This is a genomic window from Paenibacillus sp. 11B, from assembly GCF_030487755.1.
Lineage (GTDB): Bacteria > Bacillota > Bacilli > Paenibacillales > Paenibacillaceae > Paenibacillus > Paenibacillus vandeheii.
Genome location: NZ_JAUKNS010000004.1, coordinates 741,131 through 762,940, shown reverse-complemented (window position 1 = coordinate 762,940; position 21,810 = coordinate 741,131). Strand labels below are relative to the sequence as shown.

19 protein-coding genes are annotated in these 21,810 nt (G+C 48.9%); 7 read left to right on the top strand and 12 right to left on the bottom strand.

All coding sequences use genetic code 11. The annotated features are described in order from the left end of the window. Positions 1–19: 19 nt before the first annotated feature. Together Q0V21_RS20370 and Q0V21_RS20365 are read right to left on the bottom strand one after the other, a co-directional pair. Positions 20–886: a carbohydrate ABC transporter permease gene (locus Q0V21_RS20370; RefSeq protein WP_053782902.1), complete on the bottom strand. Its 867-nt coding sequence runs from the start codon at positions 884–886 to the stop codon at positions 20–22. Between the two features lie 129 nt (positions 887–1,015). After that, positions 1,016–2,290 carry an ABC transporter substrate-binding protein gene (locus tag Q0V21_RS20365; protein WP_301880356.1) on the bottom strand — a complete coding sequence of 425 codons (1,275 nt, stop codon included), beginning with the start codon at positions 2,288–2,290 and terminating at the stop codon, positions 1,016–1,018. 323 nt (positions 2,291–2,613) lie between these two features. Here Q0V21_RS20365 and Q0V21_RS20360 point away from each other — a divergent pair, with 323 nt between their 5' ends. The 5 genes from Q0V21_RS20360 (at position 2,614) to Q0V21_RS20340 (ending at position 8,844) form a co-directional block, all read left to right on the top strand. Then, entirely contained in the window at positions 2,614–3,381 is a 768-nt protein-coding gene (locus Q0V21_RS20360) for a GTP cyclohydrolase II (protein ID WP_301880355.1), read from the top strand. A 250-nt stretch (positions 3,382–3,631) separates the two neighbouring features. Next, positions 3,632–4,201, top strand: a complete 570-nt coding sequence (locus Q0V21_RS20355; protein WP_094938060.1) for a glycerol-3-phosphate responsive antiterminator — start codon at positions 3,632–3,634, stop codon at positions 4,199–4,201. A 32-nt stretch (positions 4,202–4,233) separates the two neighbouring features. After that, positions 4,234–5,721, top strand: a complete 1,488-nt coding sequence (gene glpK / locus Q0V21_RS20350) for a glycerol kinase GlpK (RefSeq protein ID WP_301880354.1) — start codon at positions 4,234–4,236, stop codon at positions 5,719–5,721. A gap of 392 nt (positions 5,722–6,113) precedes the next feature. Then, positions 6,114–7,772 (top strand): glycerol-3-phosphate dehydrogenase/oxidase, encoded by a 1,659-nt coding sequence (locus Q0V21_RS20345; RefSeq protein WP_301880353.1) that lies wholly within the window; start codon positions 6,114–6,116, stop codon positions 7,770–7,772. Between the two features lie 67 nt (positions 7,773–7,839). Then, positions 7,840–8,844: a Gfo/Idh/MocA family protein gene (locus Q0V21_RS20340; protein ID WP_301880352.1), complete on the top strand. Its 1,005-nt coding sequence runs from the start codon at positions 7,840–7,842 to the stop codon at positions 8,842–8,844. 115 nt (positions 8,845–8,959) lie between these two features. Here the strand turns inward: Q0V21_RS20340 and Q0V21_RS20335 are convergent, their stop codons facing one another. Then, on the bottom strand, positions 8,960–9,262 hold the full coding sequence (locus Q0V21_RS20335; RefSeq protein WP_029880866.1) for a winged helix-turn-helix transcriptional regulator: 303 nt from the start codon (positions 9,260–9,262) through the stop codon (positions 8,960–8,962). 404 nt (positions 9,263–9,666) lie between these two features. Here Q0V21_RS20335 and Q0V21_RS20330 point away from each other — a divergent pair, with 404 nt between their 5' ends. After that, entirely contained in the window at positions 9,667–10,053 is a 387-nt protein-coding gene (locus Q0V21_RS20330) for a DoxX family protein (protein WP_301880351.1), read from the top strand. A gap of 120 nt (positions 10,054–10,173) precedes the next feature. Here the strand turns inward: Q0V21_RS20330 and Q0V21_RS20325 are convergent, their stop codons facing one another. The 5 genes from Q0V21_RS20325 to Q0V21_RS20305 all read right to left on the bottom strand — a co-directional run bounded on the left by Q0V21_RS20325 (position 10,174) and on the right by Q0V21_RS20305 (position 13,649). Further along, on the bottom strand, positions 10,174–11,010 hold the full coding sequence (locus Q0V21_RS20325; RefSeq protein WP_301880350.1) for a DNA alkylation repair protein: 837 nt from the start codon (positions 11,008–11,010) through the stop codon (positions 10,174–10,176). A gap of 125 nt (positions 11,011–11,135) precedes the next feature. After that, complete coding sequence (locus tag Q0V21_RS20320; RefSeq protein WP_301880349.1) at positions 11,136–11,831, bottom strand: Crp/Fnr family transcriptional regulator; 696 nt, start codon at positions 11,829–11,831, stop codon at positions 11,136–11,138. Between the two features lie 145 nt (positions 11,832–11,976). Beyond that, positions 11,977–12,495 carry an AbrB/MazE/SpoVT family DNA-binding domain-containing protein gene (locus tag Q0V21_RS20315; protein WP_301880348.1) on the bottom strand — a complete coding sequence of 173 codons (519 nt, stop codon included), beginning with the start codon at positions 12,493–12,495 and terminating at the stop codon, positions 11,977–11,979. 105 nt (positions 12,496–12,600) lie between these two features. Continuing rightward, positions 12,601–13,281, bottom strand: coding sequence for a CidB/LrgB family autolysis modulator (locus Q0V21_RS20310; RefSeq protein WP_024629871.1), 681 nt, complete (start codon positions 13,279–13,281; stop codon positions 12,601–12,603). After that, a complete protein-coding gene (locus tag Q0V21_RS20305; RefSeq protein WP_024629872.1) occupies positions 13,278–13,649 on the bottom strand; it encodes a CidA/LrgA family protein in 372 nt (123 codons plus the stop codon). The genes Q0V21_RS20310 and Q0V21_RS20305 overlap by 4 nt, the downstream gene beginning before the upstream one ends. 165 nt (positions 13,650–13,814) lie before the next feature. On the opposite strand from Q0V21_RS20305, the gene cidR reads away from it, so the two are divergent. After that, entirely contained in the window at positions 13,815–14,699 is an 885-nt protein-coding gene (gene cidR, locus Q0V21_RS20300; protein WP_024629873.1) for a cidABC operon transcriptional activator CidR, read from the top strand. A gap of 150 nt (positions 14,700–14,849) precedes the next feature. Here the strand turns inward: cidR and gcvPB are convergent, their stop codons facing one another. Genes gcvPB through ebgA form a run of 4 tightly spaced genes read right to left on the bottom strand, consistent with a single transcriptional unit; the run spans position 14,850 to position 21,805 of the window. Then, positions 14,850–16,427: an aminomethyl-transferring glycine dehydrogenase subunit GcvPB gene (gcvPB, locus tag Q0V21_RS20295; RefSeq protein ID WP_301880346.1), complete on the bottom strand. Its 1,578-nt coding sequence runs from the start codon at positions 16,425–16,427 to the stop codon at positions 14,850–14,852. Between the two features lie 27 nt (positions 16,428–16,454). Next, positions 16,455–17,855, bottom strand: coding sequence for an aminomethyl-transferring glycine dehydrogenase subunit GcvPA (gene gcvPA, locus Q0V21_RS20290; RefSeq protein ID WP_301880343.1), 1,401 nt, complete (start codon positions 17,853–17,855; stop codon positions 16,455–16,457). Between the two features lie 49 nt (positions 17,856–17,904). Then, positions 17,905–18,687, bottom strand: a complete 783-nt coding sequence (locus Q0V21_RS20285; RefSeq protein ID WP_301880342.1) for an SDR family NAD(P)-dependent oxidoreductase — start codon at positions 18,685–18,687, stop codon at positions 17,905–17,907. Next, entirely contained in the window at positions 18,680–21,805 is a 3,126-nt protein-coding gene (ebgA, locus tag Q0V21_RS20280) for a beta-galactosidase subunit alpha (protein WP_301880341.1), read from the bottom strand. The genes Q0V21_RS20285 and ebgA overlap by 8 nt, the downstream gene beginning before the upstream one ends. Positions 21,806–21,810: the final 5 nt, after the last annotated feature.

The following is a 21,810-nucleotide window of genomic DNA, read 5'->3' as shown; positions in this document are numbered from 1 at the left end:
GCGCTCCCCCCTTGTCACATCAGGATGACTTGCCTTGAACGAGCTTCCAGTTCACGATCGAGAACAGGGCGATGATGAGGAACATGCCCCAGCCAACCGCAGCACCATAGCCGAAGTAGTTGTTAATGAACGATTCGCGGTAAAGGTACAATACAATGGTCATCCCGGCTGCACCTGCGCCGCCATCGTTGCCCACGAGAATTTGTGGTTCGGTGAACAGCTGCATGCCGCCGATCGTCGATGTGATTACAGTGAACAGAATGACGGGTCGCAGCATCGGAATTGTAATGCGGAAAAAGGACTGTATTCCGGATGCGCCGTCAATCTTGGCAGCCTCGTACAATGTCTGGGGGATGCTCTGAAGTCCGGCCAGATAGATGACCGCGTTGTATCCCGTCCAGCGCCAGACGACCATGGAGGAGATCGCTACCTTAATGCCCCATGGCGCATTAAGCCATTCCACTACCGGAAGTCCGACGGACTGTAACAGGTAGTTAAGAAACCCATAGTTGTTGGCAAACAGGGCACCGAAGATAATGGCGACGGCCACGATGGACGTCACGTTCGGCAGGAAATAGCCCACGCGAAACAGGGTACGGAATTTTACAAAAGGTGCATGCAGCAAAAATGCCACAATTAGGGCAAAGAACAGCATCGGAATGGTGGAGTAAATCCAGATCATGAACGTGTTGCCCACCGCTTGCCAGAATTCTGCATCAGTCAGCATATATTTAAAGTTGTTTAGTCCGTTATAGGTCATTACGCCAATGCCATCCCATTTGTGGAAGGCCAGATATAAGGAAAACCCGATCGGAAACAGTCCAAATACGGCAAACAGAATGTAAAACGGGGAGATCGCCACATAGAGTGCGCGATGTTCCCACATCCGGGACAAGAGTGATTTCTGCCGATCCAAATCCGGACGTACCTTTCCGGGATCCGGGGTGAGGCGAGGTTCCGTTACAGCCATATGAATTCCTCCTTTGCGGATTGCCATCTCGTAAGAGTGTCTGAATTAACGCTGTAACTCCCGCTCAACACGGTGGACCGTATCGGGCCAGACCTGCTCCGGGTTGGCATTTTGCTTCGCAATATCATTCAGCCGCCGAGTTATGATGTTGTGTACCGAAGGGTATCGTTCGCCAAAGAATGCTTCTGGCACATGCTGTGCCGATTCGGCAAATACAGGCCCTGTCGCCTGTCCGCCGAAGAAGGGTTCTTCTTCTTTCATCGCCGGTGTATCAAACACACCCGGTGCCGATGGAAACAGGTTCAACGTTGTATACTGTTCAAGCTGGTTTTCCGGGCTTTGCAGCCACTGGATGACTTCGAACGCTTCTTTTGGATGTTTGCTCGATTTCAAAATGGACAGGAATGACCCGCCGTTATTGCCGTCTCCCCCAGGAGCGCGAGTGACTCGCCACTGGCCTGATGTATCCGGCGCGGCTTCCTGCAATACCTGCTTCATCCAGACCGCTCCCACAAAGGAGGCAATCTCACCATTATTCATCGCTGCGTTCCAGCCCGGGGTCCAGCCGTCTGCATTGGCGAGCAGCCCTTTTTGTTTGAAGGATACGGCGATATCCCAGCTCTGCTTGACGAGTGGCGAATCCATGCCGATAAACGAGCCGTCCGGACGGAAATACCGTTCGGTTCCTTGCGACAATACTTGATTGTAAACGGTTCCAATATTATCGGTTAGAAATACCTTGCCTCCGAACTTCTCTTTGATCTTTTCTCCGGCAGCAGAATAGGCATCCCAGTTGTTGATCTGACGAGCCACTTCTTCAGGCTCGGAAGGCAATCCGGCCTCCTTAAACAGATCTGCACGGTAGAAGAGAGCTGTCGGTCCCGTATCCATGGGGAAGCCGATCATCTGCCCGTCTGGCGTAACACCTTGCTTCCATTTCCAATCCAGATATTGGTCTTCGACGTCACCTGCGCCGAGATCATACAGATTATAGAAACGGTCCTCGCTGGGAAAAAGCTCCATGATCCAATCGTTCAATGCGACAATGTCGGGCTCACCTGAGCGCGCAGCGAGTGTCGTTTTGAGTTTTGCCTTGAAATCACCGCCGATTTTCTGGGCGGTCAGTTCAATATTGGGGAACTTTTCCTTGGCCTTGGCAATTAGCTTATCATCGATGGAACGGTTCCAGTACCATAATGTAAGCGCTACCTTTTTGTTGCTCGTTGAATCGTTCTGTCCCGGCCAGATGGAGCATCCGCTCACCAGCATGACACAGACTAGCAGAATGGCTGTCCAGCATGTTCTTTTCCGGCGGATCATGTGATAACCCCCTCATCGTTAAGTTCGAGGCATGAAGTGCGATGGACTACAACATAAGTGTATGAGCAGTTTATAAACTCATACCCAATATTCCTGAAATGAAACACAAATTTGTGTCGGTTACGTATCATGAATTTAGTAGTTACTTTAGAAACAAAAGTTACTTGACACAACATAATTTTTATTTTAAACTTGCTTACATAAAGTAACTAATGATGATGACAATAATATAGATGCGTACGATATGCCGTTCAGTGATCCATTTTCCGTCAAAATGCGAATCCATTCCTAACCAAAGATGGCTTAACAGGAGGAACTTACTAATGATTAATTCACATATTATTCAACTGCTTGCCCCCAAAATTCAGACTTTTCCTAGTGGAAAAGAATTCATATACCTCGTGGGTCCGATTAAGCTCCCGGTGAATCTTGATGGAGAGACACATACCTTCCAGTGGTACAGCTGGATGAAATCGGAGAAGGCCATGGAAAGCGGTGAGCTGATTGAATCGCTCGCTACTGCCGAACTGGCTGAACGCCAGCAATCCAGTGTATTGGTATACGGTGACTTTGCCGAAGCACAGGAAGCGCTGATTCGGATGCACAGCATCTGTCATACAGGCGACATTTTTGGCAGCAAACGTTGTGACTGCGGCTTCCAGCTGGAGCAATCGATGAAGATGATTGCTGCCCACGGAGCAGGCGCGCTGTTCTACTTGGCGAATCATGAAGGCCGCGGTATAGGTCTGTTCAGCAAAGCGATGGCATACCTGCTGCAAGAGGAAGGTTTGGATACCGTTGATGCGAACCTGCAACTTGGATTCACAGATGATGCGCGTAATTATGATGATGCCATTGCTGTATTGCGTGCATTGCGTTCAGCACCCGTTACATTGATCACCAACAATCCACGTAAGCTCGCTGCTTTGCAGGAAGCGGGATTGAATGTGGGTGGACGTGTTCCACTGTGGGGAGATCGGTCGGCCTTCAACGAAAAATATTTGCAGACCAAAGTGAGCCGTTCCGGCCACTTGGCAGAGAAGGATGGCTGGGCTGGAGAAGAAACCTTGCTTCCGCATGCCCAGGCTTAAAAGGATGATCCTGATGGAACATTCAGCATAATTTGCCATGAAGTCGATTTGTTCTACTGTTCAATAGACAGGATAATTTAAGCTGTTCGTGTATGCTCCTTCCGGGGTTACATGAACAGCTTTTTTGAGTTTAGACAACGAAATAGTCCATTCTTACGTCAAGAAATGTTCTTTCGACCCTGACTTCCCTTGCCGTTCCACCATGTGAACTATACAATATAGGCATCTGATTTATGCGGGAGGAACGAGGGTGCCATTTGAGGGACAGTATGTGTTACCGGCTGCCAAGAGCATGAAGCAGTTCGAAGCAATGATTGAAGGCCCTTACACCTATGGGGTTGTACTGGATACACACATCGCGCAGCTTCACAGTGTGATGGAGGAAGCGCGGCGGCGTGACAAGAAAATATTACTGCATGCCGATCTGGTGCAGGGGCTGAAGAACGATGAATATGCCGCAGAGTATTTATGCCAGCATATTCGCCCGGCAGGACTGATCTCAACGCGAGCCAGTGTAATTCAGAAGGCAAAACAGAAAGGGATTACAGCCATTCAGCGCATTTTTTTGCTGGATACCAATGCGCTGGAGAAAAGTTATCTTTTGCTGTCCAAGACCCAGCCGGATTATATTGAAGTACTGCCTGGTGTTATCTCGCATATTATTGCAGAAGTATCCATACGGACAGGTATCCCCATCATTGCAGGCGGGTTGATCCGCTCACCGGAAGAGGTTGAACTGGCTTTGGAAGCCGGAGCTACCGCCGTAACCACTTCCAACGTGGACCTGATTCGGCACTACAAGAAATCGCATACAGCGTAAAAGCAGTAATCCCACAACAGGAGGTTGTCTGTATGGAAAAATATATATTGGCCCTTGATCAGGGAACGACGAGTTCCCGGGCTATTCTGTTTAACCAAAGCGGGGAGATTGTGCATATTGCACAGCAGGAATTTCCGCAATACTTTCCCAAGCCGGGATGGGTGGAGCAGAACGCCAATGAAATCTGGAGTTCCATTCTGGCAGTGATGGCTTCATGTCTGGCCGAAAGTGGAATCAAGCCGGTTCAGATTGCCGGCATCGGTATTACGAACCAGCGGGAAACGGTTGTGGTATGGGACAAAGAAACAGGCCGACCCATCTATAATGCTGTAGTTTGGCAGTCCAGACAAACGGCTGGAATTTGTGATGAGTTGAAGGCGAAGGGACTGGGTGATCTTTTTCATCGCAAAACGGGACTGCTCATTGACCCTTACTTCTCGGGAACCAAGGTAAAGTGGATTCTGGATCATGTGCCTGGTGCCCAGGAGCGTGCAGAGAAGGGTGAGCTTCTATTTGGTACGATCGATAGCTGGCTAATCTGGAAGCTGAGCGGCGGTACACATGTCACCGATGTATCCAATGCTTCCCGAACCTTAATGTACAACATCTATGATCTGCAATGGGATGACGAATTGCTGCAGATTCTGGACATTCCCAAAGCGATGCTGCCGGAAGTACGCGGTTCATCCGAGGTGTATGCACATACAGTTGACTATCACTTCTTCGGTCATCGGATTCCGATTGCCGGAGCAGCAGGAGATCAGCAGTCGGCCTTATTCGGTCAAGGCTGTTACACAAAGGGAAGCATGAAAAATACGTACGGAACCGGATGTTTCATGCTCATGAATACCGGAGATCAGCCAGTGCAGTCCGATCACGGGCTGATTACAACCATTGCCTGGGGAATGAATGGTAAAATCGAGTATGCATTGGAAGGTAGCATTTTTGTCGCGGGTTCGGCGGTACAGTGGCTGCGTGACGGTTTAAGGATGCTTCGTTCCTCCAAAGATAGTGAGGACTATGCGGCACGCGTACCCTCTACAGACGGCGTTTATATGGTGCCAGCATTTGTCGGTCTGGGAAGCCCTTATTGGGACAGTGAGGTTAAGGGAGCGGTATTTGGCTTGACGCGAGGAACGACCAAAGAACATTTTATCCGTGCAACACTGGAAGCACTGGCGTACCAAACCAAGGATGTATTGGCGGCTATGGAATCCGATTCAGGTATTTCGGTCAATGCCTTGCGCGTGGATGGGGGAGCGGCGGCCAATGATTTTCTGATGCAATTCCAGAGTGACATTCTGAATATCCCTGTTGAGCGTCCCACTGTGAACGAAACGACGGCATTAGGTGCGGCTTATTTGGCAGGACTTGCAGTCGGATATTGGAATAGTGCGGATGAATTGATGGATCACGAGAATACGGAACGTGTCTTCCATCCGGTTATGGCTGAAGAAGAGCGATCAGAACTGTATGCAGGGTGGCAACGTGCCGTGAAGGCAGCGATGGTTTTCAAATGAGTAGAGAATACGTGAAATGGGCATTTGTACTTTTTCGTTAAACTTATACAATAAATGATATTTATTGGTGGAAAATGATGCATAACTTACAGGGGTTATTTTCCTGGAGAAGAGAAAACAACTATCCACTTTAAGGGAAAATAAATGATTAATGGATCAGCTTGAAATTCCCTCCGCAGGCAGAACAACTTTTTGAAATTTTTTTGAATAATGTGTCATTTCAGGCCTTCACGCCGCCGGAAATGTGTGATAGGATTAACTCACAAGTTAAAAAATGATGTCTGGAGATCGGGAGAGACCACGTACCGCTCAGCAATTGCTGCAGCGAATGACGTGGTCTTTTTTTTGTGCTTTTGTGAGTAAAACAAAGGTAAGGAAAGGGAGGAATCGGGATGACAGCATCGTTCTCGGCAGAAAAACGTACCGAATATTTGGATTGTATGGCGAATGCACATTTTGACATATTGATTATTGGCGGAGGAATCACGGGTGCTGGTATTGCACTGGATGCAGCATCCCGTGGATTAAAGACAGCGCTGGTGGAAATGCAGGATTTTGCAGCAGGAACCTCAAGTCGATCCACCAAGCTGGTGCATGGCGGTCTGCGGTATCTGAAGCAGCTTGAAGTGAAGATGGTTGCTGAGGTGGGACGGGAGCGAGCAGTGGTGTACGAAAATGGGCCGCATGTGACGACACCCGAACCGATGCTGCTTCCCATCTATACTGCAGGTACATTTGGCCGCTTCAGCACATCCATTGGCCTGATGGTGTACGACTGGCTTGCCGGAGTAAAGCGTAGTGAACGACGTAAAATGTTAAATGCCGGAGCTGTCTTGGACAATGAGCCTTTGCTGCGCAAAGATGGGCTGCTCGGTGGTGGACGCTATGTGGAGTACCGGACGGACGATGCCCGGCTTACCATTGAAGTAATGAAGGAAGCGGTACGGCGCGGCGTTCAGGCCGTCAACTATGTAAAGGCAGCCGCATTCCTGAAGGAGAATGGGGTGGTTACAGGCATTCAGGCGGTGGATCAGATTAGCGGTCAATCGTATGATCTGCGGGCAACCAAAGTGATTAATTCCTCCGGTCCATGGGTGGATGAGCTGCGCAAGATCGATGGGTCCCGTCAAGGAAAAACATTGCAGATGACGAAAGGTATTCATCTGGTATTCGACGGCACACGTTTCCCGTTAAGGCAGGCTGTATATTTTGATACACCGGATGGACGAATGGTCTTTGCTGTCCCGCGGGAGGGTAAAACCTATGTAGGAACCACAGATACCGTCTTTGAAGATGATCCCGCACACCCGTTAATCTCCCAGGCAGATCGGGATTATGTCATCGATGCCGTCAACGGGATGTTCCCGGACGTACGGATTCGTGTTGAGGATGTGGAGTCCGGTTGGGCGGGTGTGCGTCCGCTGATTCATGAAGAAGGCAAGGGGCCTTCTGAAATTTCACGCAAGGACGAAGTCTGGGTAGCCCCGTCGGGGTTAATTACGATTGCCGGGGGCAAATTAACAGGGTATCGCAAAATGGCCGAGATGGTTGTTGATCTGGCTGCCCGCCAGTTAGAACAGGAGACAGGAAGATCCGTTGGGCCATGTATAACGAAAGAAATGCCAATCTCAGGGGGAGATGTCGGAGGTTCTGCTAACTTTGGTGCGTATGCTGAACGCAAGATTAAGGACGGCGTTGCACTTGGACTTGATCGATCTGCTGCGGAGCGATTAGCCCGAGTATATGGTTCCAATGTGGATGCACTGTACGAGCGGATGCCTGAACCGCGGGCTAAGGCCGAGCTGCATGGTCTGCCTCAGGAGCTGCTGCTGATGCTGAGTTATGCGATCGACGAGGAGATGTCTGTAACACCGGCGGACTTTTTTGTGAGACGTACCGGGGACCTGTTTTTCCGCATTGACGAAGTACGTCAGTATAAAGCAGCGGTAATTCAGTATATAGCTGAACGCATGGATTGGCTTGAGGAGCAAGTAACATGGTATACGCAGGAGCTGGATCAGTTGCTCTTGGAGGCATCGGGCCAAAATTAATGCAGGAATTCGCATCCGGGGGTCGAATGGAACATGTAAGCGTGTAACAGGAGAGGGGATTACATCTATGACTTTACAGATCGGAATCATTGGAACAGGTTGGTTCAGCAAGGTACATGCGGATATTCTGGCACGAATGGAAGGCGTTCGTGTAGCAGCTGTCTGTGGAACAGCGCTGGAGAAGGCGGAGGCCATGGCTTCCGTCTATGATGCTGCTGGCTACGGTGAACTTGAACATATGTTAGATGGTGAGAAGCTGGATGCAGTCTATATCTGTGTTCCTCCGATGTCTCACGGAACGATTGAAACCGAATTAATTCGTCGGGGTATCCCGTTCCTGGTAGAGAAACCGCTGAGTACAGGCATGGATATTCCCCGTCAGGTGCTGGACCAGGTACAGAAGTCCGGATTGTTGACGTCTGTAGGTTATCATTTCCGTTATCAGGAGGCCGCACAGGTGCTGCAACAAGCGATGAAGGAGCAGACCATCGGTATGGCGCTTGGTCGCTGGATGGGCGGGATGCCAGGAGTCGCCTGGTGGCGTCGTCAGGAAGGCTCCGGGGGACAGTTTGTGGAACAGACGACTCATATCGTGGATCTGCTGCGGTACTGTGCTGGCGAAGTAACAGAGGTATACGCAGTAGCGGCCCAGCGCAGCATGCATGAGAAGCATGAACATGTCACGGTAGCTGATGTAGCGAATGTAACGCTTAAGCTGGAGAGTGGGGCCATCGCAAGCATTGCCAACACTTGCCTGCTGCCAGACGGTGAGGGCGGCGCAGGGCTCCAGTTCTACACGGATGCCGGAGTCTGGGATTGGACGCCTGAACGTCTTCTTCTGCCAAGTGCTGCCCCTCATGCGATGGCAGGTCTGGAGATTCCAGCAGGACATAACCCGTATGAGCGGGAAAATGAAGCGTTTATTCACGCCCTTCGTACCGGCGATCGCTCACGGATTTTGTCCGATTATGCAGATGCCTGTCGCACACAAGAGATTACAACGGCGGCATTGGTTTCGGCAGATTCGGGTTTGCCGGTACAGCTTCAGCACTCCAAACATCTCTCTCATTAATCCTTGTATAACGTAACAAGAACTATAAATCCATGACAAAGACGCCTGAATCTGGACTGATCCGAAGATCAGTTCAATTCAGGCGTCCTTGTGTTGAGCATGAATCAGCATATAGCTACTTAGTAGACTGCTGCTGTTTCAACCAGTCGGAGGACCAGTTGTATATCTGATTAATGACAGGTTCAATGGCTCTGCCTTTGGGCGTCAATTCATACTCTACGCGGGGTGGAATTTCAGGATACATATGCCGGGTTACGATACCTTCCATTTCCATTTCCTTCAGGCGCTCAGACAACAAACGACCGCTAATCGCCATTTCTGCTTCCAGCTCTGTGAATCGTTTGGGTCCGGATAACAGTTGGTACATAATAAGCAGCACCCACTTCTTACCAATGATATCCATGGCTTGAGTAATCATACAGGGACTTGGCGATTTTACTTTTCTCAGTTTCAACGTGTTCACCTCGATTCAAGTATTAAGGTTTTTTTCGTATATATAAAAGTGCGTGGCTTTCTGCCGCTCTGACCAAAGTAAGGGACAATGAAGTCAACCTGTTACTACAAATTGTACTGTAACATACCTTTTGTAATGTATTATACACTATTCGTCAAAAAATTACTTGAATAAATAATGTTATTATTATATACTCACTTCATAAAAGTAAGTTAATGATTATTAATATGAATAATATCAGCACATACTAATTTCGCAGTGCAAAACGGCTATTTTTTAAAAATAGAGTTACGTTGTAACTTTTACATAGATTGCTTTTTAAATACAACAGATGGATATGGACATTCATTTTCAGGAGGATTATACATATGAACAAAGGTTTAAGAATTTTGGGGTATATTGCGTTGGTTGTGCTTGCAGGTGTGTTCGTAATGGCAGGGTTTAACAAGGTTAGTGGAGCAGAGATGATGATACAGACTTTCGAAGGGTTCTCCTATCCTACATGGACGATGTATCTCATTGGTGCAGTGGAGCTGCTCAGTGCGGTGGGATTGTTGATTCCGCGTACTCGTCTTCTGGCTTCAGGAGTACTGACGTTCATTCTGATTGGGGCTGTGGGAAGTCATCTGATTTATGGACAATATACGGCTGTTCCTTTCCCGGCGATGCTATTGGTTGCTAACATTGTCGTTCTGATTATGGGCATGCGTAAACTGGAAGCAGAAGAATTGGATATGGATCTCGTGCAGGTCTAAGGGCAGAACTCTGTGGAGTACAGATATTGAAAAAGATGACCATTGTGATGTAGCGATAGTCATCTTTTTTTCGTCTTTCAAATTGCCGGGGGAGTGTCCTGTATAAGGATTACTTAAAGATTAAAGGCTTCGTTGACCACGTTCGACGATCCGCAGTGTATGCTTGGTATCCGATTGCTGAATCCAGGTGTCACACACCTGACGAACCCACTCCGGGTTGGTTTTGCCTGCGTCGTTCAGCCAGTTGCTGACAGAGTCCTGCACATATTTATGAGCATCGGATTTCACATGATCGAGCAGGGGAGGAGCGATGGCTGGATTTTCTTTTAACTCCTGAATATGCTTGGCCCACACACCGTGCGGTCTTGTTGATTCTATAGCAAACCGACGGATCAGCGGGTCAGGATCTATCGTCCATTCCACCAGAAGCGCTACAGCGTCTGATAGCTCAGCCGTAATTGGCTCACGAACAGCCATCCAGGCGATCTCTCTTACACCAAAGTGATGATCTGCTGCGAAAGGTCTGATCCAATTCAACTTTTCACTCAGATTCAAGCGGGAATCCAATCCGATCATATAGGCTGCCCAGCAGCGTACACTATCTGATCTATGATCTGCAAGGAATCGGAAATGATGCATTCGCTCATTGTCTCCCAGGCGCTCCAGAAGTGCGAGCCACTGATTGGCGATAGCGGGGATGATTTTCATAATTCGCTGTTCATTCATCTGTGTTAACTGCTCCGTAATCTCGCGGGTTTCGGCATCCATTCGAAGTTCCTGGGCGACCTGCTGAAAAAGGAGAATGTGGTCCACAGCGAGCCATTCCGTCAGATTCACCGATTCGATATGTCCGGCTTGAAGAAGGCTGCGTATCTGATCCGGAATGTCAGCTGCTTTGCGGGCGCCTTTGCGTAGAAGAACGTCCTCGGATATATCTAGGTCTGTCTTTGCATCCATTACCGTACTCCTCCTTGTTTATCAGCATTTTGCATAATTCTTTGGGATTGTGAAAAATGCTGATATTATGTAGATTCATTCATCTACACGATACAATTAGCAGCAGAAACAAGATGTAATGCACCTTACAACTGACCGTTTAACCTGTTTGATACGAACATTTCATCGTGATGCAGGGATACTGACTTGAATCCAGTGCGAATGCGTCCGGTTCTCGTAAGCACTTGCAAAGCAGCACTAACGGATTCTCGTGTTGCTCCAGCCATCCAGGCAATCTCCTGATGGGTGAGCGCAAGATTGATTCGACAATACTCTTCCTCTTCCAACCATCCAATCTGATTGGCCAGTCGAACGAGATTATGCATAATTTTGTCATGCAGGTTGCCGAGTGCCAGCTTCTGTGTCAACTCACTCATTCCCATGATTCGCTCACTCAGCACTCTCATCAGATTCATCATAAACTGGGGATGTTCAATCAGAAACTGTTCAAAACGCTGCCTGTCCATCAGACAAATGTCGCATTCTTCCATGGTATCGATATAAACGGTACGTGTGCCGAGTGAAATGCCGTTCATTTCGCCAAACACATTCCCTTCTCCCAAAATATCAAATGTAAACTGTTTTCCCTCTTCATTTAACGTATACAGACGGACTCTTCCCTTTTTGACAAAATAGAAGCCTTCTGCAAATGTATCGGGTGTCTGGATGATTGTATTCTTCGGCATGGTTGTAATGGACGTCATGCTGTCCATTTCCGCTAGGTCTGCTTCTGACAGGCAGGACATGAGGTTAAATTGTGACAAATACCGGATTTTATCCATAGAACTCCTTTCCATTATTAACGTATGAATATAAAAAAAAGAAGAACCCACAGTGATCAAAGGGTTCTCTTGCAGTAGGACTTCCTTCGTTCGGAAGGTCTCCTGATTATAAATAATCAAAAAAGTCACTCGAAAGACGTTTTTCTTATAGCAATTTTTTTAATTGGGAGACGCGTCCTTGGCTAATACCAAGCTTTTCCGCAATTTGCTGTTGAGCCAAACCGGGATTCTGTTCAACAATTTCCTTCATCTGTTGCAACATTCGTGCCGTTTTCGGCCGCAGGTCCGGGTACTCTTGGTTGGCAGCTGTAGCCCCTTCTTCCAATACGGGAGACGAGACTGTGGCGGATTCAGTAGCAGGACGCTCCACGGGTGCAGGAGCCTGTTTGTTCTGAGGAACGAACCATTCGGGAGTGTCATCCGGGTGTTTTAATTGATTTGCACAAGTCCGGCAGATGAATTGCTCTTTGAAATACATTTCCGTATCCACATCACCGCAAAACACACACAACGTTGATTTGTACTTTCTCAAAATCAACTCTTTCCCTTCAATGAAAAACTCAAGCGGATCGCCGATATGGATTTCCATCGTATCCCGCATTTCTTTGGGAAGGACAATTCGTCCAAGGCGGTCCAGAGATCTCTTCATTCCGGTTCTTTTCATCGCATCTCCCCCGCAGTATTCTCAATTAAAACCTGTCCTTATTGTAAGGAAGAAAGGGCTTTAATACAACAATAATATTTCAAATAAAAGGGATCTTTCCAGCTATTATGGGAAAATAAGTTTAGAAAGTATAGGTGCAACTGCTAAAGTGAACAACGCAGCTAGCACCATGGAGATGCTGGAGATCGTTCCCGTCAGCGAACTGAGCTCAAATGCCTTGGATGTGCCTGTTCCGTGGGCACCGGTTCCAAACAGCGTTCCACGTGCGATCTCGCCATCAATACGCAGCATTTTCACAATGGACGGCCCCATAATTGCCCCCAGCAGACCAGTCATGATGACAAAAACCGCTGTAATAGCCGGAATGCCGCCAATCGTAGCCGATACGTTCATCGCAATTGGAGTCGTAATCGATCTCGGGATCAGACTATGAATGAGTCCTGAATCCAGGCGCAGCCATTTGGCGAGCAGGGCAGAAGAGAGGACCGCCACCACAGAGCCTGTCATTACACTAAAGACGATCTCGGAAATATGTTTTTTGAGTACATGGAAAAACGTATAAAGCGGTATGGCAAAGGCTACCGTAGCCGGTTGAAGCAGAAGACTTAGCCATTTGCCGCCACTGCTGTAGGCTGCGTAATCCGTACCTGTTGCGAGCAGCACGCCAACGACAAGCAGCGGCGTAATCAGCAGCGGAGAGAGATAAACTTTGGGCAGGTTACGATACATGCGTTTGGCGACCCAATATATACCGACGGTTAACAAGAGACAGAGAAATCCAATCATCCGGTGTGACGCTCCTTTCGTTTGGCGATTCGGGTGGCAACAAGTCCCGTGCAGGCCATGACCAAAAATGTGCTGAGCAGAACAATAAACAGAATTTGCAATCCGTCTTGCTCCAACATGGGCATGTAGTTCATAATACCGACGGCTGAGGGGATAAAAAACAGCAATAGCTCACCGAGCAGCCAGGCAGCTCCAATTTCAATCCAACGCAGCTTCACGACCCCGGTCTGAAGCAAAATGAACAGCACGACCATGCCAAGTATGGAACCGGGTATAGGTAGATGGAGAGCACGGGCCAACTGGTCCATGAGCAGTGAAAAGGCCATTAAGAGTGCAACTTGCAAAATGCCAAGGCCCCATTTCTTCACTTTAATCCCTCCTTGTATAATTAACGTGATGATTTTGAAATGTTTATGAAAATGAATGGAAACATTGTTTGATATCACAAATTTTACATCGCATTCTTTCATGAGTAAAATGCATATTAAGAATGTTTACCATTCCATTTATCTATGAAGGATGGGGATCAGACGATGGATATCCGCCATTTGCAATATTTTCTCGAAGTTGCCCGGCAGCAAAGCTTCACCAAAGCAGCCGAAGTGTTGTTCATTACACAACCGACGATTAGCAAAACGGTCAAAAGTCTTGAAGATGAATTGGGCGTAACTCTGTTGGATCGTTATGGCAAGAAGGTTGCGCTGACGGATGCGGGGCATGTCTTTTTCCGGCAGGCGCTGGAGATTGAAAAATCATTTCGCAGTCTGTCGTCCGAGCTGGACGATCTGATGAATCTGAAGAAGGGACATCTTCGAATTGGTCTGCCACCGATGGTGGGATCCAGCTTTTTTCCGATGATTATCGGTGAATTCCATAAAGCTTACCCTCAGGTAACCATTCAGCTATTTGAGGATGGTGCCAAAAAAGTGGAGGCTGATGTCATCAGCGGTGCACTGGATATTGGTGTTGCTGTACTGCCAACAGTGGATGAACTGGTGGATCATTTTGTTTTTGTAAAAGAGAAGCTGAATCTGCTCGTACACCCTTCGCACCCGCTTGCGGGTAAAGAGTCGGTCGCTCTGCGTGAACTGGAGCATGATGCGTTTGTGCTGTTTCGAGAAGATTTTGCACTACATGACCGGATTATTGCAGCCTGCCAGCATGTGGGATTTCAACCCCGGGTAGTGTATGAGAGCTCCCAGTGGGATCTGCTCAGTGCGATGGTAGCGGCCAATTTGGGTGTGGCGTTGCTGCCAGAGACAATCTGCCGTGAGGTGGATCATATGCGTGTACGCATTATACCCGTGATGGAGCCCGTAATTCCGTGGCAGCTCGGCATGATCTGGCGGAGGGATCGATACTTATCCTTCGCAACCCGCGAGTGGATCAGTTTTACACAGTCCATGCTGAGTGAATAAGAATTCCGATCTTAACTCCAACTTAAAGCTATGGAAGCTATAGAAAAAAGACCCTCAACACGTGTTGAGGGTCTTTTTACTGTCTATTTATAGAACTTGTAATATTAATGCTCCTATATATGAACACTAAAGTAGGGTGCTGTGTACAAGCTAATGCTGTTCCTGAAGTTCGGGTTGTGTTTTCTTCAAATATGCACGCCAAGTAATACACCACTGCTTCGGATCGTCCAAAGATGATTCATCATTGCGATGCACCGTGCTGCTGTGCGGAGCCGATTTGACGATATCTGGCTGTGTATAAGCTTCATTCGAGATATGCTCCAGCGCATGGATATATTCGTCGAGATCTTCCTTGGAATAGGATTCGGTTGGCTCCAGTGTGAAAGGCTGTGGAACAATATATGGGTGATGTGAGGTCCAGTAATGCAGGCCGAAGTCGCACATTCTCCGCGTAATATCCTCGGTCGTCACTCCGGTCTCATCGGTTAGCTGCTTCCAGCTGTAGCGGACCTGCTCTAAACGACGTCCTTGAACATACGGGGCACTCGCTCCGCGTATTTGAACAATTTTATGATATAAATAGTTGTTATTCAGCACCGCAACCTGGGCGACATCCTTCAGACCATCGGGTCCCAGACTCATAATCCAGGCGTAGGAGCGGAGTACGGTTTGGGCTACACCGTGAAAACTACGCACCTTACCAATGCTGACTTCAGTCTGATCTTTCAAGAGATACCGTCCGCCCGCTTCCTTATCCACCAATGGCCCAGGCATGAAACTCTTAAGGGCGTCTGTCACCCCGAGAGCACCTGTCGCAGGACCGCCGCACATATGGGGCGCAGCAAAGGTTTTGTGGAGATTGAAGAAGCACATATCAAAACCCGCTTCCTTCGCTCGTGTTATCCCGAGTAGACCATTCGCGTTAGCCTGATCATAATAGCAGACGCCACCCGCTGCGTGCACCACATCCGTAAACTCGCGGATACGATGGTTATAGATGCCTGTGTCCTCTGGATTAGCCACGACGAATCCGGCTGTCCGCTCGGAGACAACGCTCTTCAGCTTCTCAAGGTCCGGGAATCCATCCTCGTCGGGATGCAACGTAATGATCTTATATCCCTTAACGGCAGCTGTAGCGGCCTGAGAAGGATGAGAGAAGATCGTTGTAATGATCTCATCACGCTGCTCACCTTCACCACGCGAATCATGATAGGCGCGGACGATAGAGGCCATAGCCAGAAGTGCCTGGGTTCCGCTACTCGGCTGAAAGGAGAATGCATCCATACCGGAAATCTCTCGCATTGCCAGATCAAGATTATGGAATATTTCGAGCATGCCCTGAACAGAATCCACATCCTGTAGTGGATGAAGCTCAGTCATACGTGGATTGCGGATAAGCATTTCGTTAATCCGGGGAATATATTTCATCGTGCAGGTTCCCTGCCCGATTTCCACGTTCATATCTGATCCCAGCGTTTCCTGGGATAATCTCAGATAATGCCGCAGTACCTTGGCCTGCCCGATTTCTGGCAAAGCCGGTGTATTGCGCCGCCACATGGACGCCGGTATGCTGTCTTCCGCGCTACCTACATCAGCGGCTACAGCTGCTTCCGTTCCCGGCGGGATGACGCCCCGCTCTCCTGGCCGATGAAGTTCAAAGATAACGGGCTCATCCCATTTCGCTTGGTGAAACTTACGAACTTTATGATCTCTGCGAATCCGTTTCATGGCGTTCAGTCCTCCTCTATATAATCATTATGATGTGCTGACAATGGAACGAAGAGCATCGACAAGTCGGTCCAAATCCGCCTGGGTATGCGTTTCCGTGACGCAGTAGAGTGCACATTGACCCCACGCAGGGTAGGATGAAGATAAATCCTTGCCTCCAAAAATCCCTGTCTTCATTAGTCTCTGGTTGATCTCGTCAACGGTTAGACCTGTATCATTAAAATCAACAACAAACTCTTTGAAAAAGGTGCCGTTTTCGAAGCGAAGAGACACACCTGGAATTCGTGATATCTGTTTCGCAGCGTAATGCGATTTCTGGATAATGGTACTGCCGACCTCCTGCATACCGTTGGGACCGAGGAGGGCTAGATATACTCCTGCCGTAATACCCCATAAAGCGGTCTGAGTTCCTACCGATTCCTTGCCTTTCTCCCGAAGAGCGAATGAGGTACGTTCATAGGCAACATCCCCGAAGCCATATTCGCCTTCCACCTCGGTTGGCACGATGCCAAATAGTCGCGAAGGGTATTCCATTACGTATTTTTCCTCATCACGTGTTGCGATAAAGCCAGCCTGCCCACCGCCAAAGTTCATATGCATACCCAGCGGCTGCAAATCTCCGCAAATGATATCCGCTCCGTAACGGCTTGGTGGCTCCAGAACTCCAAGTGAAATGGGATCAACACCTACAATAGATACCGCATTTATTTTATGAGCAAGCTCAGATATTTCAGCTCCCTGATCCTCAATGATTCCAAGGTAACCGGGATTTTCAAAATATATCGCTGCCGTATCGTCACTTAATTTGTTACGCAGATCATTCAGATCCATTCGTCCTGTCACCTGATCGATGTCAACATACTGGATATCCATGACCGGGGTGCAGTAATTCCGAATAATTGCTGCCTTATCAGGATCTACAGAACGAGGGAGCAGCACGATTTTGCGCCCTGTAATACGTCCCGCCATGCGGATTGCAGTGGAAGCCGCCTGAGCCCAGTCGAAGGTTGGAACGTTTACGACATCCATATCCACGAGTTCGGCAAGCAGGCTCTGATATTCGAACAGGGCCTGGAACCGACCATGGTCCTCGTAAGGTTCTCCAGCATAGGCTGTCACGAATTCAGAACGCTGATTGATCTCGTCGCATACAGCCGGGATGAAATGCTGCCAGCATCCTGCACCCAGAAAATTAAGATAATCTCCACCATGCTTGTTCTTCGCTAGCAGTCCATCAATATGTCGGCGCAGTTCATACTCGTTCATGGCTGGCGGAAGATCCATCTTCCGCTGCAGCTTCAGGCTGTCAGGAATCGCGTCATGGAGCTGCTCCATAGACGTGAGACCTATTTCTTTCAGCATCGCGTCCCGGACCTCCGGAACGGTATTTGGAATATAGGGATGGGCATATGTTTTGTTGTGAGCCACAATTAACGCCTCCGTTCATATGTTGAGAAAATATTCTTACTTATCCGCCCTAAGCAATTCCGCCTCCGTCAACAACGAGCACACTACCTGTTACCCATGAGGACAAGTCACTCGCCAGGAATAATACGGCATTCGCGATATCACGCGGTGTGCCTAGACGCTCCAGTGGTCTGCCTCCTGCAGAGGCAACCAGAAATGCGGACTCATCTTGCTGCAGCTGCTTCGCTTCGTCACGCAGGAGCGGTGTATCCGTATCCCCTGGTGAAACACAGTTGACTCGAATGTTCGCTGCGCCATGGTCGATAGCCATCGCACGCGTGAGATTGACAACGCCTGCTTTTGCGGCGCAATAAGCTGCTGCGCGGTCTCCACCTTTCAGTCCCCAACCTGAGCCTGTGTTAATGATGCTGCCTCCGCCGCTATGCTCCATAATGGGAATTACATATTTAGAGAGGAGAAAGACACCTTTGAGCGAGACATCCAGTACAAGATCCCAGTCTCTTTCATCCAACTCGGTAACCGTTTTGCGGCGGATGACGCCTGCGTTATTGAACAGGATGTGAATCCCTCCAAGCACTGATTCAATCTCTGATGCTGTGCGTTCACAGTCTGCGGAAGAGGTCACGTTGCAGCAGTAAAAGCTGGCCTGACCTCCCTGTTGACGGATACTGGCGACTGCCTCTTTACCCGCAGCCTCATTGATATCAATCAAGGCAACATGTGCCCCGAAGCTCGCCAGAAGCTCAGCGGTGGCCAGCCCAATGCCTGATGCCCCACCAGTAACGACGGCTACCTTGCCAGATAAATTCAAAACGTCCTGTGTATTAAGCATGTTTATTCTCCTCCATTTCATGTTGCATCGCTTCTATACTCATTCGGCGGCTAAGCCGTTCAGGAGAGCTATCCTCTGCCATATATGCCTGAAGCAAGATGCGGAACTGGAACGCTTCCGGCGTAATCGTATTCTCTGGGGACTGTGCTGGGCCGCAGCTGTTGCTTCCCAGTCCGTTCTGTCTGTAATCCAGGTTCAGTGTGATGAAATCACGAGGTGCCAAATCACTCATATGCTGCGCCTTCTCCAGATCACTGTCGGTGTAACGTCTGGCGCTGAAATCAAGCGTTGGGGCTCCTGCTGCCAGCAGACCCATTCCTGCTCCATCAGCGATCGACACCCATCTTACATCTGTCCGATTTCCGTTCTCCTGAGGATAAATATATGACGTGAATAATCCATCTACACTGCTCTGATATACGCCGAAGCGTCCGGCCTCCCGGCTATCCGAATAGCTCTCACCCGGTCCACGGCCATACCATTTCACCCGGTCTATATCACCTGGAACTTCCATTTGAAGACCGATCTTCGGGAGCATAGCAGGGGGTGTTCCTTCCGGCATTCCCTTCACATCTATAATGATTAGTCCACTTGCAGTAACCGTATAGGACGTTTCACAGCGGAAGCCCCAATCGTAGACAGGGGGTGCTATGCGTGAAGTCCAAGTCATACGCACAGACGTTTCATCCAATCGATCCCAGCGGAAATCGTCTATCCGCTCGGTCAGTCGATCGAGGTGTGCCTTGCGCCAATCTGGGAGCACATACATATCGTTATCAATCGGAGCGCGCCAGAAATTCAGTCGTGGTCCAAGTTGAATGAGCTCCTTTCCGTTCAGGCGAAGGGACGTAAACCCTGCATGTAGACGATTAAAAGAAATGCGGAAACAGTCATTCGCAAGAACTAGCTGGCGTCCTTCTTCGGTGACTGACAATTTCTGCTCTGCAGGCAGTTGCGATGGGGAAGAGACAGTCGAACTTGAATGACTTGGCAGTGCAAACTGTGCCCAGGCTACTTCATGCCCTTGCGCCGCCCAAGCACAGTCAGCTGCCAGCGTGAAGCCGACATTCAGCCACATCTCTGTAGCCGGAGCGAGAAGGATCGACCGCTCATCTATCAAATTTGGAATGAATAAGTCTGTGCTATCACCTGGGCCCACCTGTGGAAGTACGAGTACATCGCTGTTAAACGTTCGTCCATCAGCCGTGACACTGTAGTGGACCTGCAGATGATCCAGTGTCACGAAATCATACCGATTCGTTACGCGAATCTTTCCTGCGTCTATCATTTCTACCTTCACAGGCTCGATAATTTTCTTATATTCAATGAGCCCCGGAGAGGGGGTGCGGTCTGGACGAACCAGCCCATCAATAACAAAATTACTGTTATTCGGTACATCACCGTAATCGCCGCCGTAAGCATAATCAGTCTTGCCATCGATTGTTGTTCTGCTAAGCCCATGGTCGATCCATTCCCAGACAAATCCGCCTTGAAGGCGCCGATAAGCATCAAAGGTGTCAAAATACGTTCGTAACCCTCCGGGTCCATTGCCCATCGCATGGGCAAACTCACATAGGATATGCGGCTTCGGATGATCGGTTAGCTGGCCGAAGCCTTCCATTTTCTCCACAGAAGAATACATCGTGCTCACCACATCACATACTTCCGCTTCACGGTCTTCTTCATAATGGATAAGTCGTGTGGAATCATTGGCTTTGCACCACTCAGACATCGCGCGGAAATTGCAGCCGAAGCCCGATTCATTGCCGAGAGACCAGAAAATCACGGAAGGGTGATTTTTGTCGCGCTCCACCATACGGCGGATACGGTCAACATAAGCATCCTTCCAAGCCGGGTCGTCGCTAAGACGTGAAATATTGCCCAGCGGCTCGAAGCCGTGCGTCTCCAGGTCCGTCTCTTCCATAACGTATAGCCCGTACTCATCACATAGATCATAGAACCGCGGGTCATTCGGATAATGTGCTGTCCGCACCGCATTGATATTGTGCTGCTTCATCATTTGGATATCTTCGCGCATGGTGGATACCGTAACGGTTCGCCCCGTATCTGGATGATGGTCATGTCGGTTTACACCTTTGAGAAGGATTGCTACGCCATTCACCAAGAACTGTCCATCCCTGACCTCCACACGGCGGAACCCGACACGTTGGGCAACAGTCTCTATAACCTGATTGTTCGAATCGACCAATGAAATGATCAGATGATATAAATAAGGAGATTCGGCATTCCATAAGGAAGGCTTCGCCACCGGCAGATTGAACTCAACGCTTGAAGAATGGCTTAGATTCTTCTCAGCAGACAGGATCTGCGTTCCAACTTTATTCAGCAGTTGCAACTGTACCTTGCCCTGAACTTCTTCTCCATTAAGGTCTAAGCGAACGGACAGTACCGCATTTGTAAACTCGGTATCTAGCTCGGTTATAACTCGATAATCTGTAATGCGTAACGCTGAAGGCTCGGAGACCAGATAGACATCGCGGAAAATGCCACTCATCCACCACATATCCTGGTCCTCCAAATAACTACCGTCGGACCACTGGTAAACCCGGACTGCCAGACGGTTAACTCCTGTCTGCAGGTGAGGGGTCAGATCAAATTCTGATGTCAGACGGCTGCCTTGGCTGTACCCGACAAACGAACCATTCAGCCATACATGAAATGCGCTATCTACACCGTCGAACTTAAGTGAAATAACTCTTCCGTCCCAATGGTCTGGCAGCGTGAATTCCCTTACGTAGCTACCCGTTGGATTATCATTAGGTACATGAGGAGGATCGACAGGGAATGGATAGTACAGGTCCGTGTAATGCGGATTTCCGTAGCCTTGCAACTGCCAGTGGCCAGGGACAGGGATATCATCCCAACCTGAGGTGTCGTATTCATTTTGATGAAAATCCGGGGGTGCCAGCTCTGGCCCCTCAGCAAATTGGAATTTCCAAATGCCATTCAACGATTTGAACCACGGAGAGCTTCCTCTGTCATAGCTCAGAGCACTTTCTGCATTAGAATGAGGAATAAAATAGGAGCGACTCTTCGCACGGTTTCTCTCCAGCACGCTGAGGTTATCCCAGTCGCGCTCAATGTTTATAACATTCATGATCG

Coding starts and splice junctions, on each gene's coding strand:
- Q0V21_RS20360 (WP_301880355.1), top strand. CDS start 2,614: ATGATTAATTCACATATTATTCAACTGCTTGCCCCCAAAATTCAGACT.
- Q0V21_RS20325 (WP_301880350.1), bottom strand. CDS start 11,010: ATGGATGCAAAGACAGACCTAGATATATCCGAGGACGTTCTTCTACGC.
- Q0V21_RS20345 (WP_301880353.1), top strand. CDS start 6,114: ATGACAGCATCGTTCTCGGCAGAAAAACGTACCGAATATTTGGATTGT.
- Q0V21_RS20330 (WP_301880351.1), top strand. CDS start 9,667: ATGAACAAAGGTTTAAGAATTTTGGGGTATATTGCGTTGGTTGTGCTT.
- Q0V21_RS20315 (WP_301880348.1), bottom strand. CDS start 12,495: ATGAAAAGAACCGGAATGAAGAGATCTCTGGACCGCCTTGGACGAATT.
- glpK (WP_301880354.1), top strand. CDS start 4,234: ATGGAAAAATATATATTGGCCCTTGATCAGGGAACGACGAGTTCCCGG.
- gcvPB (WP_301880346.1), bottom strand. CDS start 16,427: ATGAAACGGATTCGCAGAGATCATAAAGTTCGTAAGTTTCACCAAGCG.
- Q0V21_RS20340 (WP_301880352.1), top strand. CDS start 7,840: ATGACTTTACAGATCGGAATCATTGGAACAGGTTGGTTCAGCAAGGTA.
- cidR (WP_024629873.1), top strand. CDS start 13,815: ATGGATATCCGCCATTTGCAATATTTTCTCGAAGTTGCCCGGCAGCAA.
- Q0V21_RS20285 (WP_301880342.1), bottom strand. CDS start 18,687: ATGCTTAATACACAGGACGTTTTGAATTTATCTGGCAAGGTAGCCGTC.
- Q0V21_RS20370 (WP_053782902.1), bottom strand. CDS start 886: ATGTGGGAACATCGCGCACTCTATGTGGCGATCTCCCCGTTTTACATT.
- Q0V21_RS20320 (WP_301880349.1), bottom strand. CDS start 11,831: ATGGATAAAATCCGGTATTTGTCACAATTTAACCTCATGTCCTGCCTG.
- Q0V21_RS20335 (WP_029880866.1), bottom strand. CDS start 9,262: ATGATTACTCAAGCCATGGATATCATTGGTAAGAAGTGGGTGCTGCTT.
- Q0V21_RS20310 (WP_024629871.1), bottom strand. CDS start 13,281: ATGATTGGATTTCTCTGTCTCTTGTTAACCGTCGGTATATATTGGGTC.
- Q0V21_RS20365 (WP_301880356.1), bottom strand. CDS start 2,290: ATGATCCGCCGGAAAAGAACATGCTGGACAGCCATTCTGCTAGTCTGT.
- ebgA (WP_301880341.1), bottom strand. CDS start 21,805: ATGAATGTTATAAACATTGAGCGCGACTGGGATAACCTCAGCGTGCTG.